At 61.5% G+C, this 14,686-nt stretch carries 19 protein-coding genes; 10 read left to right on the forward strand and 9 right to left on the reverse strand.

Features of this window, described 5'->3' with window-relative positions:
- Nucleotides 1-39 precede the first annotated feature (39 nt).
- The 3 genes from trpE to rpe form a co-directional block, all read right to left on the reverse strand.
- On the reverse strand, nt 40-1,518 hold the full coding sequence (gene trpE, locus B058_RS16295; RefSeq protein WP_018506908.1) for an anthranilate synthase component I: 1,479 nt from the start codon (nt 1,516-1,518) through the stop codon (nt 40-42).
- A gap of 93 nt (nt 1,519-1,611) precedes the next feature.
- On the reverse strand, nt 1,612-2,295 hold the full coding sequence (locus B058_RS0102595; RefSeq protein WP_018506909.1) for a phosphoglycolate phosphatase: 684 nt from the start codon (nt 2,293-2,295) through the stop codon (nt 1,612-1,614).
- 93 nt (nt 2,296-2,388) lie between these two features.
- Complete coding sequence (gene rpe, locus B058_RS0102600) at nt 2,389-3,072, reverse strand: ribulose-phosphate 3-epimerase (RefSeq protein ID WP_018506910.1); 684 nt, start codon at nt 3,070-3,072, stop codon at nt 2,389-2,391.
- A 96-nt stretch (nt 3,073-3,168) separates the two neighbouring features.
- Here rpe and apaG point away from each other — a divergent pair, with 96 nt between their 5' ends.
- Both apaG and mltA read left to right on the forward strand, forming a co-directional pair.
- Nucleotides 3,169-3,552 carry a Co2+/Mg2+ efflux protein ApaG gene (apaG, locus tag B058_RS0102605; protein WP_018506911.1) on the forward strand — a complete coding sequence of 128 codons (384 nt, stop codon included), beginning with the start codon at nt 3,169-3,171 and terminating at the stop codon, nt 3,550-3,552.
- Nucleotides 3,553-3,772: 220 nt separating this feature from the next.
- Nucleotides 3,773-5,020 carry a murein transglycosylase A gene (gene mltA, locus B058_RS16300; protein WP_040723236.1) on the forward strand — a complete coding sequence of 416 codons (1,248 nt, stop codon included), beginning with the start codon at nt 3,773-3,775 and terminating at the stop codon, nt 5,018-5,020.
- Nucleotides 5,021-5,048: 28 nt separating this feature from the next.
- On the opposite strand, the gene B058_RS0102620 is transcribed toward mltA, so the two are convergent.
- Complete coding sequence (locus B058_RS0102620; protein WP_018506914.1) at nt 5,049-5,627, reverse strand: ferritin-like domain-containing protein; 579 nt, start codon at nt 5,625-5,627, stop codon at nt 5,049-5,051.
- Between the two features lie 37 nt (nt 5,628-5,664).
- Entirely contained in the window at nt 5,665-5,808 is a 144-nt protein-coding gene (locus B058_RS0102625) for an entericidin A/B family lipoprotein (RefSeq protein WP_018506915.1), read from the reverse strand.
- A gap of 187 nt (nt 5,809-5,995) precedes the next feature.
- On the opposite strand from B058_RS0102625, the gene B058_RS0102630 reads away from it, so the two are divergent.
- Nucleotides 5,996-7,375 (forward strand): sensor histidine kinase, encoded by a 1,380-nt coding sequence (locus B058_RS0102630; RefSeq protein WP_026240579.1) that lies wholly within the window; start codon nt 5,996-5,998, stop codon nt 7,373-7,375.
- Nucleotides 7,376-7,395: 20 nt separating this feature from the next.
- Here B058_RS0102630 and B058_RS0102635 read toward each other — a convergent pair whose 3' ends face one another.
- From B058_RS0102635 to B058_RS17405, 4 genes are all read right to left on the reverse strand, one after another.
- Nucleotides 7,396-7,785 (reverse strand): response regulator, encoded by a 390-nt coding sequence (locus B058_RS0102635; RefSeq protein WP_245539242.1) that lies wholly within the window; start codon nt 7,783-7,785, stop codon nt 7,396-7,398.
- Nucleotides 7,786-7,834: 49 nt separating this feature from the next.
- Nucleotides 7,835-8,470 carry a response regulator gene (locus tag B058_RS0102640; RefSeq protein WP_018506918.1) on the reverse strand — a complete coding sequence of 212 codons (636 nt, stop codon included), beginning with the start codon at nt 8,468-8,470 and terminating at the stop codon, nt 7,835-7,837.
- Between the two features lie 48 nt (nt 8,471-8,518).
- Nucleotides 8,519-8,683, reverse strand: coding sequence for a DUF1328 domain-containing protein (locus B058_RS17400; protein ID WP_018506919.1), 165 nt, complete (start codon nt 8,681-8,683; stop codon nt 8,519-8,521).
- A gap of 167 nt (nt 8,684-8,850) precedes the next feature.
- Entirely contained in the window at nt 8,851-9,024 is a 174-nt protein-coding gene (locus tag B058_RS17405) for a DUF1328 domain-containing protein (RefSeq protein ID WP_018506920.1), read from the reverse strand.
- 494 nt (nt 9,025-9,518) lie between these two features.
- Here B058_RS17405 and B058_RS0102655 point away from each other — a divergent pair, with 494 nt between their 5' ends.
- From B058_RS0102655 to B058_RS0102680, 7 genes are all read left to right on the forward strand, one after another.
- Nucleotides 9,519-9,827, forward strand: coding sequence for a hypothetical protein (locus B058_RS0102655; RefSeq protein WP_018506921.1), 309 nt, complete (start codon nt 9,519-9,521; stop codon nt 9,825-9,827).
- Nucleotides 9,828-9,859: 32 nt separating this feature from the next.
- Nucleotides 9,860-10,234, forward strand: coding sequence for a hypothetical protein (locus tag B058_RS0102660; protein WP_026240580.1), 375 nt, complete (start codon nt 9,860-9,862; stop codon nt 10,232-10,234).
- The gene (locus B058_RS17725; RefSeq protein WP_018506923.1) at nt 10,231-10,644 is read left to right on the forward strand and encodes a hypothetical protein; all 414 of its coding nucleotides are present in this window, start codon (nt 10,231-10,233) and stop codon (nt 10,642-10,644) included. The genes B058_RS0102660 and B058_RS17725 overlap by 4 nt, the downstream gene beginning before the upstream one ends.
- 3 nt (nt 10,645-10,647) lie before the next feature.
- Nucleotides 10,648-12,075, forward strand: coding sequence for a phospholipase D-like domain-containing protein (locus B058_RS0102665; RefSeq protein ID WP_157265477.1), 1,428 nt, complete (start codon nt 10,648-10,650; stop codon nt 12,073-12,075).
- A gap of 46 nt (nt 12,076-12,121) precedes the next feature.
- Entirely contained in the window at nt 12,122-12,667 is a 546-nt protein-coding gene (locus B058_RS0102670; RefSeq protein WP_018506925.1) for a hypothetical protein, read from the forward strand.
- A 170-nt stretch (nt 12,668-12,837) separates the two neighbouring features.
- Complete coding sequence (locus B058_RS16305; RefSeq protein ID WP_018506926.1) at nt 12,838-13,584, forward strand: c-type cytochrome; 747 nt, start codon at nt 12,838-12,840, stop codon at nt 13,582-13,584.
- A complete protein-coding gene (locus tag B058_RS0102680; RefSeq protein ID WP_018506927.1) occupies nt 13,584-14,558 on the forward strand; it encodes a c-type cytochrome in 975 nt (324 codons plus the stop codon). Before B058_RS16305 ends, B058_RS0102680 begins: the two co-directional genes overlap by 1 nt.
- The last annotated feature ends 128 nt before the right edge of the window (nt 14,559-14,686 follow it).

Consider the following 14,686-nt stretch of genomic DNA (forward strand, 5'->3'; position numbering starts at 1 on the left):
CGTTGCCTCACCCGAGCGCCCGGCCGGGCCGGGTTCGCGCTAGTCGACCGCTTCTCCGCCGAAGCGCGCCTGGGCAAGCTCGGCGGCACGCACGACGGCACGGGCCTTGTTGAGCGTTTCCATCCATTCGTTGTCGGGCACCGAATCGGCGACGATGCCGGCGCCGGCCTGGGCGTAGAGCATGCCGTCCTTGACCACGGCCGTGCGGATGGCGATCGCCAGATCCATGTCGCCATTGAATCCCAGGTAACCCACCGCGCCGGCGTAGATGCCGCGCTTGCTCGGTTCGAGTTCGTCGATGATTTCCATCGCCCGCACCTTGGGCGCACCCGACACCGTGCCGGCCGGGAAACTGGCGCGCAGCACGTCGAGCGCGGTGAGGCCGGGCTTCAGCTTGCCTTCGACGTTGGACACGATGTGCATGACGTGCGAGTAGCGCTCGATCTGCATGTTCTCGGTGACCTTGACGCTGCCGGTGACGGCGACACGACCGGTGTCGTTGCGGCCCAGGTCGAGCAGTTGCAGATGCTCGGCGCATTCCTTGGGATCGGCCAGCAGTTCCTCGGCCAGGCGCTGGTCGTCCTCGCGCGTGAGTCCGCGGGGGCGTGTGCCGGCGATGGGGCGCAAAGTGACAAGGTCGCTTTCGAGCCGCACCAGGATTTCCGGCGACGAACCGACGACGTGGAACCCGCCGAGATCGTAGAAGAACATGTAGGGCGAAGGATTCAGACTGCGCAGGGCGCGGTACAACGACAGCGGCGAGGCGGCGAACGGGCGCGCCATGCGCTGCGAGAGCACCACCTGCATGACGTCGCCTGCAGCGATGTAATCCTTGGCCTTCTGCACCGCCGCCTTGAATTCGGTCTCGCCGAATTCCGAACTCGGCTCTGCCGTATCCGCAACAGGTTCGGCCGGCACGATCACCGGTGCGCTCAGTTTGTCGGTCAGCTCGGCCAGGCGCAGATGCCCTTGCGCATACGCATCTGCCTGCATCGGGTCGGCATGCGTGACGAGATAGAGTTTGCCGGCGAGGTTGTCGAACACAGCGAGCTCCTCGGTCAGCATCAGGAGAATGTCCGGCGTGTGCAGCACATCGTCCTTGCGTGTATCGGCAAGGCGTTTCTCGATGTAGCGGATGGTGTCGTAGCCGAAATAGCCGGCCAGTCCGCCGGTAAAGCGCGGCAGTCCTGCCACCGGCGCGGCCTTGAAGCGCGCCTGGAACTCGGCGACGAAAGCCAGCGGATCGGGCAGGTTGTATTCCTCGATCACCTTGCCGTCGGTTTCCACCGTCAGCAGATGGGCGCGCACGCGGATCACGGTGCGCGCCGGCAGGCCGATGAAGGAATAGCGCCCGAAGCGCTCGCCGCCCACCACCGATTCGAGCAGATAGGTGTAGGGCGCGTTGGCCAACTTGAGATACACCGACAGTGGCGTTTCCAAGTCGCCGGGCAGTTCGCGCACCAGCGGAATGCGGTTGTAGCCCTGACGGGCGAGGCCGAAAAAGTCTTGTTCAGTCATGGAGAGTCCGTGAAAAAGTGAATGGCAAAAAGGCGAAACGTGCGGATGCGTTCCACCTTCACCATCGCCTGTCGTTCACGGCGCCCCCCATGATCAGACTGCCTTCACCACCATCTTGGCTGCCTCAGCCAGGCTCGGCACCACGGCATCCAGGTCGAGTTCGGTCACCGGGCGGCCGCGATTGTAGCCGTAGGGTACGCAGAACACTGCGCTGCCGGCGGCACGCGCGGCCTGGGTGTCGTTGAGCGAGTCGCCGATCAGCAGCAGATCGGTCGGTTTGATCTTGAACACCTCGCAGGCATGCAGCAAGGGCAGCGGGTCGGGCTTGCGCTTCGGCAGCGTGTCGCCGGACAGGATCAGCTCGAAATAATCGAACAGTCCCGTGTCCTTCAGCAGCGGATGGGTGAACGCTTCGGCCTTGTTGGTGATGCAGGCCACGTGCAGCCCCATCGCCTTGAGTGCCTGCAGGCCTTCGACCACGCCGGGGAAAGGGCGGGAGTGCAGGGACACGTGGGCGCTGTAATGCTTGTTGTACGAAGCGATGGCTTTCTCGAACAGCGCCGCATCCGGCTCGGCGTCCATGTCACCGGTCAGCACGCGCTTGACCAGCCGCGACACGCCGTTGCCGATGTAGGTGACGATCGTGCCCTGCGACGGACACGACAGGCCGAGTTCGGCCATCATCAGTTCGGCGGCGTAGGCCAGATCGGGCGCGGTATCGAGAAGGGTGCCGTCGAGATCGATGACGACGGCTTTGATTGCAATTGGGAAATTCATTTTGGGTAAGTAGTGAGTGGTGAGCAGTGAGTGGCAAGCAGTGGCTTGAGCGGCTTTTCCACTCACGACTCGCTGCTCACCGCTTACCGATTTTCAGACCTTCTCGAGTTCCGCGCGCATCGCTGCGATGATGCTGTTGTAGCGCTGCGGGTCGCTGTCCTTGGCAGCGCCGAACACGGCCGAACCGGCAACGAAAGTGTCGACCCCGGCGCGCGCGACTTCGGCGATGTTGGCGGGGCCGACGCCTCCGTCGATCTCGATGTTCACCTTGAGGCCGCGGTCGTCGATCATCTTGCGCACGGCGCGTGCCTTATCCAGCACATAGGGGATGAACTTCTGGCCGCCGAAGCCGGGGTTCACGCTCATCAGAAGCACCATGTCGAGCTTGTCCAGTGTGTATTCCAGCACGTCCAGCGGGGTGGCCGGGTTGAACACCAGGCCGGCCTTGCAGCCGTTTTCCTTGATCAGGCCGATGGTGCGGTCGATGTGCTCGGAGGCTTCCGGGTGGAAGGTGATGTAGGTTGCCCCGGCTTTGGCGAAATCGGGAATGATGCGGTCGACCGGCTTGACCATCAGGTGCACGTCGATCGGCGCTGTGACGCCATGCTTGCGCAGGGCCTCGCACACCAGCGGACCAATGGTGAGATTGGGAACATAGTGGTTGTCCATCACGTCGAAATGGACGATGTCGGCGCCGGAGGCAAGTACGTTGTCGACTTCCTCGCCCAGCTTGGCAAAGTTGGCGGACAGGATGGACGGGGCGATGCGGTACGTCATGGGAAGCTCCGGGATTTTTGGGAAAACCCGGCCATTTTACCAGCCCGTCACGTCATTGCGTTACACTCGACGCATTCCATCCCGTCGAGCGAACCCGTGGCAGAAGGCAAGAAATATCAAATCAGCATCAGCGTCAACACCGCGTATCTGGCCGACCAGAGCGACCCGTCCGCCGACCGCTACGTGTTCGCCTACACCATCACCATCGCCAACAGCGGGACGGTAGCGGCGCAGCTGATCTCGCGCCACTGGATCATCACCGACGCGGAAAACGTCACACAGGAAGTCAAGGGACTCGGCGTGGTGGGCGAACAACCGCTGCTGCGGCCAGGCGAGAGTTTCGAGTACACCAGCGGCACCGCGATGGCGACGCCGGTCGGCACGATGCGCGGCACCTATCAGATGGTGGCGGAAGACGGCAACAAGTTCGAAGCCGAAATCCCCCCGTTCACCCTGTCGATGCCACGGGTACTGCATTAGGGTGAGCAGTAAACGGTAAGCAGCCACTTGGTTTATCCACTCACCACTTAGTGCTTACCCATTCTCACTTCTTCATCGTCCACCACACGATGAATGCCAGCAATCCCGCCGCAATGGCAGCTTCCAGTATCAACCAGCCCAGTCCTTGGGTTTCCATTTGGCGCGATGCTCCCTTGATATACTCGACAGGTGTTTTCGATGTGAGCCATCTTCACCCGTGATGCCGTTACGCGCAAGCCCGTGGCTGTTCGTTCTGTTGCTGTCAGCCTGTGCGGTATCGCCTCCCATGGCGCCGCCGGTGCCCAGCCCCATTCCCCGTCCGGCACCGGAGCCGGTGCCGCCTGCAGCGCCCATCCCCACGCCGGCCATCACCTATCCCACGCTCAAACCGGTGAGCTGGTCGTCGGTCGGTCTGGGAAAGGACGAGCAGATCGGCGAAGCCTGGATCGCTTTCCTGCGCAGCTGCGCCACGCTCGTCAAGCAAAGCGGCTGGCAGGCGGTGTGCAGCGAGGCGATATCCATGCCTCCGCCCGATGACAAGGCTGCGCGCGTCTTTTTCGAGCAGCGGTTCCAGCCCTACCAGGCCACGCAGGAAGACGGCAGCACCGACGGCATGATCACCGGCTACTACGAGCCCCTGCTGAAAGGCGACCGCGTGCGCACCGAACGTGCGCGCTATCCGCTCTATGCCGCGCCGGACGATCTCATCACGGTCGATCTGGCGAGCATCTATCCCGAACTGAAAAGCCTGCGCCTGCGCGGCCGCCTGGTCGGCAACAAGATCGTGCCCTACCTCACCCGCAAGGAAATCGAACAGCCTTCTGCCAACGGCAGCGGCGGCAGCTTCAAGGGCAAGCCCATCGCCTGGGCCGAGGATCCGGTCGACCTGTTCTTCCTGCAGATCCAGGGATCGGGCCGCATCGAGCTCCCCGACGGTTCGCATATGCGGGTCGGCTATGCGGACCAGAACGGCTATCCCTACCTGTCGATCGGAAAACTGCTGGTCGAACGCGGCGAACTCAAGCTCGAACAGGCTTCGATGCAAGGCATCAAGGACTGGGGCGCGAAGCACCCGGACAAGCTGCCCGAACTGCTTGCCAGCAACCCGAGCTTCGTCTTTTTCCGCGAACTGCCCGACGGCCTGCCCGGGCCACTCGGTTCGCTGGGCGTGCCCCTGACCGGCGGCCGCTCGATCGCCGTCGACCCGAAGTTCATTCCGCTCGGCGCGCCGGTCTTCCTGGCCACCACCCGGCCCAATTCGACCCAGCCGATGAACCGGCTGGTGATGGCGCAGGACAGCGGCGGTGCGATCAAGGGCGGCGTACGTGCCGATTTTTTCTGGGGTTTTGGCGACGAAGCCGGTGAACTCGCCGGCCGCATGAAACAGCGCGGCCGCATGTGGGTGCTCTTACCCAAGGCCTTGTCCGGCATCGTCGCGAGACAGACCCCGCAGAATCCGAAAGACTGAGGCACGCGCTCCAGTCAGGGAATTTCCATTAGTGCAGCAAGTCCGACAGTTCGTCGGCGTGCTCTTCCTCGATCGCCAGGATTCCTTCCAGCATGGCGCGCGTCGTCGGATCATGCTGCGCAAAATACCGCACCATTTCCCGATAGCTCTCGATTGCAATTCGTTCGGCCACGAGATTTTCACGGATCATCGCTTCCAGCGTGTCGCAGATTCGGTATTCGGCATGCGACAGCTTCGCAAGCCTGTCGGGGTTGAACTCTGGCGTACCCCCCAACTGCACGATCCGTTTGGCAATCAGGTCGGCATGGGCCAGTTCCTCGTTGGAGTGCACCAGGAATTCCTGCGCGATCGGCTCGGAATTGATCCCTTTGGCAACGAAGAAATGCTGGCGATACCGCAGGGTGCAGACAAGCTCGGTAGCCAGCGCATCATTCAGTATTTTGACCGCGGCCTTCGCGTTCATGCCGTAGTCGTCGGTCACGGCGCCTTTCTCGATATGCTTGCGGGCTCGGGCCCTGAGTGTTTTTACATCGGACAGGAAACCTGCCGGATCGGACGTTTCGCCGGACCGGCTCTGCCGGCTCGCTTGAGTGGATGCGCTGCGCATGGATGAACTCCTGTGGGAAAGCAATAGGTCCCGGTCCTTACATCTTGTTTTGAACGTCCTTCGCCGTATCTTGGACTTTTTCGCCGCCCCGCTCCATATCCTTGCCGGCGCCCGCCACGGTATTACAACCTGCCAGGACGACAAATACCGAGGACATTAAAAATGCAAAAAGTGTTTTCATGGTGTTCTCCCGAAGTCAAGAAATAGGCTGTGGCCCTTGCAATCCGTCACGGTCCGTCTTTTCGCCGGATCGTGAAAACATCATATAACCCGACGACATGGCGATTCTGTCGGATGGAACGGATTGACCTGTCGGATGATTCCTGCAATAAACAAACGCACATCATGAGCGCGAGCGAAGCCTGATCATGCCGAATACGTCTCCCCCCGCCCCATTGAATGAAGGGCCGCTACCCGACGATGGGTTGCGGCGCAGCACCCATCTCTCCCTGGCAGTCGGCATGGCGCTTCTGATCGGACTGTTGGTGGCGAGCTACATGCAGGCCTCGGCAGGCCTCGACGCCCTGAAAGAGTTCGGCTTGATGAATCAGCGGGCCGATCACCTGGACCGTTTGAGCCAGCTTCTGGTCGAGGCACAATCCTCGGTTCGCGGCTACGCACTCACCCACGACCAGGCCTATTTCGATGTCTACAAGACCGTCCGCCCAAAAATCCACGACACGCTGGAAACCATCAAGCGTGACGAGCAGGACGGTCCGCAGGCAGGCAATGTCGACCAGCTCGTCAAACGGGCGGAAAACCTCGCAGCTCGCATGGAACTCACCGCCCGTCATGTGGAAGGCGGGATAGCGCTGGACACCAACTGGTTTGATCAGGACTCGCTGGCGATGGACGCCTACCGGCAGCAACAAGCCACGATAAAAGTTTCCCTGCTCACGAAAAACCTGCAAAACGTCAAACAATCCACCAGCGGCTTCGAGAATGCCCGCCTCAGCGCGATCGTCCTGGCCGGCGCTTCGCTCTTGCTGCTGATGCTGGTCATCTCGCAGCAGCAGAAGAAACAGGATCTGCGGGAAAGAATCCATCGCATGCTGGCGCAGGAAAACGAGCGGCTCGAAGACGAAGTGCGTAGCCGCACCGAAGAATTGACCAATCTTGCCACCTACCTGACCACGGTACGGGAGACGGAAAAACTGGATCTGGCGCGCGAGATGCACGACGAGCTCGGAGCGCTTCTGACCGCAGCCAAACTCGACGCAGACTGGATCGAACGCAAACTTCCATCCGACGCGCAGGCGCTGGTGGCACAACGTCTGGTGCGTCTCCGCCAGAGCCTGGCCAGCGGGATCACGCTCAAGCGCCGCATCACCAACAATCTGCGGCCTGCCCTGCTATACGATCTTGGGCTCATTGAAGCGCTGAAAGCGCTTATCGAAGAATTTCGGCAGGGCGAGGAAAAGATCGACGTCGTCGTGGCATTGCCGGAGTCCGAGCCCGAGCTCTCCGAGGACGTCTCGCTGAGCCTGTTCCGTATCGTCCAGGAGGCGTTCACCAATATCCGCAAGTATGCCCAGGCCCGTCATGTCAAGGTGGCGCTACGCATGAGCCCGGAAACCATCGAACTGGAGGTCGAGGACGATGGCGTCGGATTCGATCCCGGTTCGCCCAAGCTCGCCCGGCATGGGCTGGCAGGCATCAAACACCGCGTTTTCACGCATGGAGGACAGCTCGATATCCGCTCCGCGCCGGATGCAGGCGTCACGATCCGGGTGAAACTTCCAGTCTGAGGCGCAGACGCCGGTCCGGTTCAGGGCGAAGATCGCTTCCGTGCGGCAGCTTCGTTGACGTACTCGACCAACTGGTTGATCTGCATGGATTTGTCGAAGAAGGCGTCCATCCCGAAACGGTCGCAGCGCTGGCGCATGGTGGTGTGCGCGTAGTTGGTCAGCACCACCTTGCCGGGGGATCCATACAGGCCGGAATCCGTCTGCAATGCGTCCAGCACGCCGATACCGCTGCCCTGTTTGAGTTCGATATCGATAATCACAAGGTCGACGGGTGTCTCGGCCAGGCGGTTCAGGGCCTCGGTTTCTCCCTCCGCGCAGCCGCAGAATTCGACCCCGTCGAGTTCGCCCAGTATGCCCCCGAGGAGCTCCTGCAATAAAAGCGAATCCTCGATCAGAAAAACTTTCAACATGGAGGTATCGGAAAGCATGGGATGGGTACTCGCCCTGTGAGACGCCGTCTTATTGAGCAATGAGTCCGTGTCGTATTGCATAGGTTGCCAATTCCGCGTTGCTGGTGACATTGAGCTTCTCTGTCAGCCGCGAACGATAGGTACTGATGGTCTTGACGCTGAGATGCAGCTGTTCGGCGATGTCGGACACGGATTCGCCGCGCACCAGCCTCAAGAAAACCTGAAGTTCGCGATCCGACAGAATTTCATGCAGTTCACCGCTGCGCCCGCCGCTCATTTCGTCTGCAAGCAATTCCGCAGTGCGCGACGATACATAACGGCGCCCGAGCGATACCGTATGAATCGCCTTCAACAACTCGGCCTGTTCGCAGTCCTTGCACAAATAGCCGTTGGCGCCATTCTTGATCATGGCCAACGCATAGCTTTCCTCTGGGAAGCCGCTCAGAATCAGCACCTTGAGGTCCGGGTGGCGCTGGCGTACGGTACGCAACACATCCACCCCGCTCTTGCCAGGCAATGAAATATCAAGCAGCAGCACGTCGCATGGCGTGGTGCGCAAGAGTGCCAGCGCATCGTCGCCGTTCGCCGCCTCGAAACTGATGCTGATCGCTGAATCTTCATTCAGCAGTTCTCGGAAACCGGTTCGAACAATCTGGTGATCATCCACGATGGCGACCTGGATCATGCCATGCTCCCGCTCTGTAGGACTTTCGTCGATCTGGGCCCGGTCATGTCAACGACCCCGCATGAGATTGACCACGAAGGTGGCGAGTGCCATCACCAGAAACACGATGAACAGAATCTTGGCGATGCCGGCCGCACCGGCCGCCAGCCCGGAAAATCCGAACACGGCAGCGATGATGGCGATAATAAAAAATACCAGCGCGTAATACAACATGAGCATTCTCCTGGATTTTCCGCACGGGAAATGGAAAGGGCATAACAGGACGGGATTCCCCACTGTGGATGCTTACCAGCTTAAGCCGGGCCCCAGCCTGTACCATCGGCCCCCACTGAAAGGCCTGTCAGATAACGCTTACACACAGGCGCAGCAGGCAGGCATGCTTACTTGATTGCCCGTGCTGCGAACACCCCCAGCAGCAGAAACACGACGAAAAGAACGACCGCGATGTAGAACAGGATCTTGGCCGCAGCGGCAGCGCCCGCGGCAATGCCAGTGAATCCGAACAGGCCGGCAATCAGCGATACGACGAAAAACAACAGCGCCCATTTAAGCATGGCGATCTCTCCTTACAGGATATTGCGGTAAAAAACGCTGGCACAGCACCGGCGCACGACAAGCGCCTTCCGCAGGAGGCTGCGAAGGCGCAAGAACGGTGACTCCAGACCGACCTTCATACGCCCGCCCCAACGAGGATGAGGGGGCGTGATCGCGTCCGGTTGAAGATCGGCAGCATCGACATGTTTTTTTCCAGGTGGTGTCGTTACGGCAATGCTTCATCCTGGACCGGGGAACAGGAAGTGTCTGTCGGAGAACGCCACGACGCATCGCGGCAAACGGTGCGCCCCCCCGTAAGCGTCGTCCGACACCACTCAACCTGCGGCAGTCCGTCGGAGGCCGCCTACAAACGATCAAAGCATTGACGGACAAGGGACTGCGGCATACGCCCATTCGAATCCCTCATGCCGGGGCTTACGATCACTCCAGGCCTGTAATCAGATGCTGGCTCACATTTTTCTTTCCCACGTTTATTAATTAAAGGAACGCTTCCATGGAACCGACAAACCTCAATCCCAAGACCCCGACTTCGCAGAACGACACCGGCAACAACACAGCCAAAGAGCACATTCACCGTTCGCTGGACGAGGCACAGGCGGGCGCGGCCGAAGCTGCCGCCCAAGGCAAGGAAATTCTTCGCGACAGCGCTGCGCAAGTCCGCGAAGCCCTCAGCCACACGACCGACCAGGCCGCCCAATATGTGCAGGCCCAGCCCCTTAAGTCCCTGTTGATGGCGGCCGCGGCAGGCGCCGCGATCGCCATGCTCGCCGGTACGGTCGGCAAGCGTCACGGACATTCGTGATGGATCTACGCCACGGGAAGGGGCGCTGAAGGATGTGGCCGCCTTTGCTCAGGATATTGCTGGACGAGCCGGCCCTCTTGGCCGAGCATGCTGCCGCCTATTCCGCGCTCATTCGGCAGGACGCGATGCGCTTGCAGGCGCGCCTGCTCCGGCGCCTGGGTTATTTGTTACTGCTGGGTGCGGGCGTCCTGCTCGCCGTGATTTTTGCAGGCATCGCACTGATGCTGCATGCGGCTAACGCAGGCTTGTATTGGCTACTGTGGGCAGTGCCTCTCATTCCCATGGTCGCCGCCGCGATCGGCGCCTGGCGCCTGAAGGGCGACACGCCGGGATGCCCGGCGTTTTCGCGCGTGCGCACCCAAGTCGCGGACGACATGCAATTAGCCGGCTGGAAGAAACCGCAATGACGACTCCTGCACCTGGAATCCCAACGAACCCTCCCACCAAGCCGGAGGATCGGCTAGCGCTCAACCGCGCCATCCTGCGACAACGGCTCACCCGCATGCAAGCTCATCGCGCACCCGGCGCGCTGGATGCGCTCGATCAACTTGCCCGAACCGCTCTCCCATTTGCACGCCGGGTGGTGGCAGAAAACCCGTATGCCAGTCTCGGCGGGGGGATGCTGGCAGGCATGATACTGATGTACTGGAAACCCTGGCGCAGTTTGAGCGGATCGGTACTGGTCGGCTTGCTTGCGCGGCAGGCACTTGCCCTTGTGCCATCGCCCGGCGCTCACGCTTTCCAGTGGTTGATGGCGGCAGCCCGCGCCGGCCGTAAACCGATCAATCCCGCTCACGCGAGCGGATCCGGAAAATGAAACATGCGGAGATTGAATTCATCCGCGGTCGGCCATTCCCGAATCCTGCCCTTTCCCGGCCTGTTCCAATGGTTGGCCCTACTCGCCATCGCCTCGCTTTCAGCCTGCGCCACGCCGCCCGAGACGGTGCATCCGATACCCGAAGCCGGGCCCGTGGCATTTGAAAGCGCTCACGGCCCGGTTTCGACGCAAAAAAGCAAGCAGATCATCGATACCCTGGAAGACGCCTCAGGCGATAACGCCATTCTGAAAAAACATCTCGCCGTCGAGGAAGCGCTGAACCAGGACAGTCCGCTGGTTCTGGGCAACAAACTCAGCCTCCTACAGGACGGGCCTGCCACCTATGCCGCCATGTTTGCGGCCATCCGTGCCGCCAGGCATTCCATCAACTTGGAAACCTATATCTTCGATGACGGCAGGATCGGTACCGAATTTGCCGACCTGCTGCTGGCCAAACAGGCGTCGGGAGTTCAGGTCAATGTGATCTACGACAGCGTCGGCTGCCTGGATACCCCTGCGGAATTCTTCGATCGTCTGCGCGATGGCGGCATCCGGATTCTTGAGTTCAATCCGGTCAACCCGGCGAACGCACACAAGCGGAAATGGCGGCTCAACAACCGCGACCATCGCAAGCTGCTCGTGGTGGATGGGCGAATTGCCTTTCTGGGCGGGATCAATATCAGCGAGAGCTATTCAAGTGGTTCCTTCTCGCGATCAACGAAGAAGGGCGGCAAATCCCAGGTCGGGTGGCGCGACACGCAACTGCAGGTCGAAGGACCGGTAGTCGCCGAGCTCCAGAAATATTTCATGGACACCTGGGCACGGCAAAAAGGCCCGCCGCTGCCCGAGAAACACTATTTCCCGAAACTCGTCACCGAGGGCAAGGACATCGTGCGAGCCATCGCCAGCGAATCGGACGAACCTGCCAGTCCGATTTATCTCACCCTGCTGTCCGCCATCGACCACGCGGAGCGTTTCGTCCATCTGACCAATGCCTATTTCGTGCCGGATCCTCATCTGGTTCACGCCTTGATCGGCGCGGCACGTCGCGGAGTGGATGTACAACTTATCCTGCCCGGAAAAAGCGATTCATGGCTGGTCTTCCAGGCCGGGCGGTCGCATTACACCGAACTGCTACGCGCCGGCATCCGGATCTACGAACGTCGCGATACCGTCCTGCATGCCAAGACGGCGTCGATTGACGGTGTATGGGCCACGATCGGCTCGACCAATCTCGACTGGCGAAGCTATTTGCACAACGACGAAATCAATGCCGTGATTCTGGGCGCCCATTTCTCACGTCAGATGGAAGCCATGTTCGACCAGGATCGGGCGGCTTCCACCCTGATCGAACCCGCCCGCTGGCAACGCCGCTCTCCCCTGCAGCATATGAAGGAATGGGTCGCACGGCGGTTCGAATACTGGCTGTAGCCCGCTTCCGCCATTTCATTCCCGCAACCATAGAAAGGAGCTTGTGATGAGTACATTGATCGTCGGCCGTTTCCATCAACTGACCAGCGCGGATTCTGCTGCCCGCGACTTGGGGCGTGTCGGATTCGGCAAGCCTGAGATGTGTCTGGTGTACGTCAACCCTCACGGCCAGCACGCCATCCATCCGATGGGCGGCGATGTGGACGAATCCCCGGGCACGCACGAAGCCGGTTCCGGCGCGATGACGGGTGCAGCCGGCGGACTGGGGGCCGGCACGCTGGTCGGTGTGGCGACGCTTCCCGCGCTCGGGCCGGTGGGTCCCTTGCTCGGAGCCGCAGTTGGCGCCTATGCCGGCGCTCTGGTCGGCGCGCTGAAAAACATGGACGAAAACGAGACGCAGGAGCCGGGCAATCCGCTGCCTCGTGAACCCGGCATGCTGCTGGCGGTTGCGGCCGATGCCCCGGCCCGTCGAGACAGTGCGATCGAGATCCTGAGCGAATATGCAGATGAAGTGGAGGAAATCGATGGCACGTTGCGCGACGGGGACTGGGTGGATTTCGATCCGCTCCAGCCGGGCAAAACCATCGGGTAAGACCTGCAACTGCCGGCTTGCAACGCTTCGCAAGCGTATCCCGGCATCCCGTGGACGCGCTGCCGTCGGACATATCCTACTGCGTGCCTGATGCTAGCCTGACTGCAGGCCCCTCGAGGTTCCTCTATTCTGTTATTCTGTCCACTCGGCCAACCAATGGGAGCCCCTCCATGCCACTGCCGTTCATCGTTGCCTGGATGCCGGGATCAAGGAAGCGCGTTCCGCCTCGCCCTGCGCACCTGCCCGCCGGCGCCACGGATTTCCGGTCCCGGCTCGCAGGCGTCGTGTCGATTGCGTGGGTCGCGACAGGCGCGTCGCTGGCGCACGCCGATCGTCTTGCCGGCGCCACACTTGCACAGCAAGGCGGCGGGGGCGTCCCCGCCTGCATGGCCTGTCATGGCGCCAAGGGAGAAGGCCAGGCAGCCGCCGGGTTTCCGCGGCTCGCAGGCCAGGGCCAAGCCTATCTGCTGAAACAGCTCCAGGCATTTGCCGACGGAACGCGCAAGAATCCCCAGATGGCGCCGATCGCCCGTTCGCTCAGCGCCGCACAGATGCGTGATGCCGCCGACTACTATGCCAGCCTCCCGGGCTGGAGGCAGGCGGGCGCGCCGCACACCCCTTCGGCTCAATACGCGCAGGGGCTGAAAATCGCCACGGAGGGCGACTGGACCAAGGAAATGCCCGCCTGTTTCGCCTGTCACGGCATAGCGGGTGATGGGGTTCCGCCGCATTTCCCTGCCCTCGCCGGCCAGCCCATGGCCTACACCCAGACCCAGCTGAACGCCTGGAGAAGGGCTCAGCGAACCAATGATCCGCTGGGCCTGATGCAGGCCGTCGCCGAAAAAATGAGCGACGCGGAAATCGCTGCCGTCAGCCGGTATCTCGAAAACCCGTCGCGCCCGGGGGAGGAGAAATAATGTCATTCAGGACCTGGTATGAAAGCCAGAAGCGGACGCGCAAATTCCATCCCGGCTGGATCGTGATGACCGTCGGCGGAACGCTCCTCGTGGCAGGCGTCATCGCAGTACCGGCCACCCTCGTTGCCGAGACCGCTCCGCCGCCCGCAGCGGCCCCTTCACTGCCAGGTGCCTCGGGCCATGGCAAGGCACCCGGCGAGGCCATGCCCAAAGTGATCGAGCAAACGCCCAGCCCTGCCAGGCTGCGTAACGCAAAGGCCATTCAGGTCGACTTTTCGCCTCCGTCCGACGAGGCCATGCCCACCGGCGAATTCGGCAAGGCCGTTCGTTTGGGCAAGGCCATCTTCACCGACACCCAGACGTATGCGCGCCAATATGTCGGCAACAAGCTCAATTGCGTGAACTGCCATCTGGGCGCGGGCCGCAAGGCGGATTCGGCCCCCTTGTGGGCCGCGTATGGCATGTTTCCGGCCTATCGCGACAAGAACAAGCACGTCAACACCTATGAAGAGCGTCTCGCCGGATGCTTCCGCTTCAGCATGAACGGAAAAGCGCCGGCCCCCGACAGCAAGGAAATGGTGGCGCTGGTCAGCTACAGCTACTGGCTGGCAAAGGGCGCGCCGCTCGGCGTCGAGCTCAAGGGCCGCGGCTATCCCCAGCTTGCCGAACCGTCGCAGAAGCCGGACGCGGCACGCGGGAAGCAGGTGTTCGAGGCCAATTGCGCCCTGTGTCATGGCGCCGACGGACAGGGAACGGAAATGGGCGGTCGCTACGTATTCCCGCCGTTGTGGGGAAAGAACTCGTTCAACGGCGGGGCCGGCATGTCTACGGTCAAGAATGCCGCCGCATTCGTCCACGCGAACATGCCCCTTGGCAAAGGCAGCTCGTTAAGCGAGCAGGAAGCCTGGGATGTGGCGAAATACGTGGACAGCCAGCCGCGGCCGCCCGATCCGCGCAAGGGAAAATCCTCCTAGCGTGAGGGATCGTCGGCTCAGCTTTGCGAGAACAGCGCGCCAAAACGTATATCCGGTTTGCCACTTCAGGCCTGTTGCGGCGGGCCTACCGGTACCGCCCACGCTGCGAATAAACCATGAATTTCCGG

It is taken from the genome of Thiobacillus thioparus DSM 505 (assembly GCF_000373385.1).
Classification (GTDB): domain Bacteria; phylum Pseudomonadota; class Gammaproteobacteria; order Burkholderiales; family Thiobacillaceae; genus Thiobacillus; species Thiobacillus thioparus.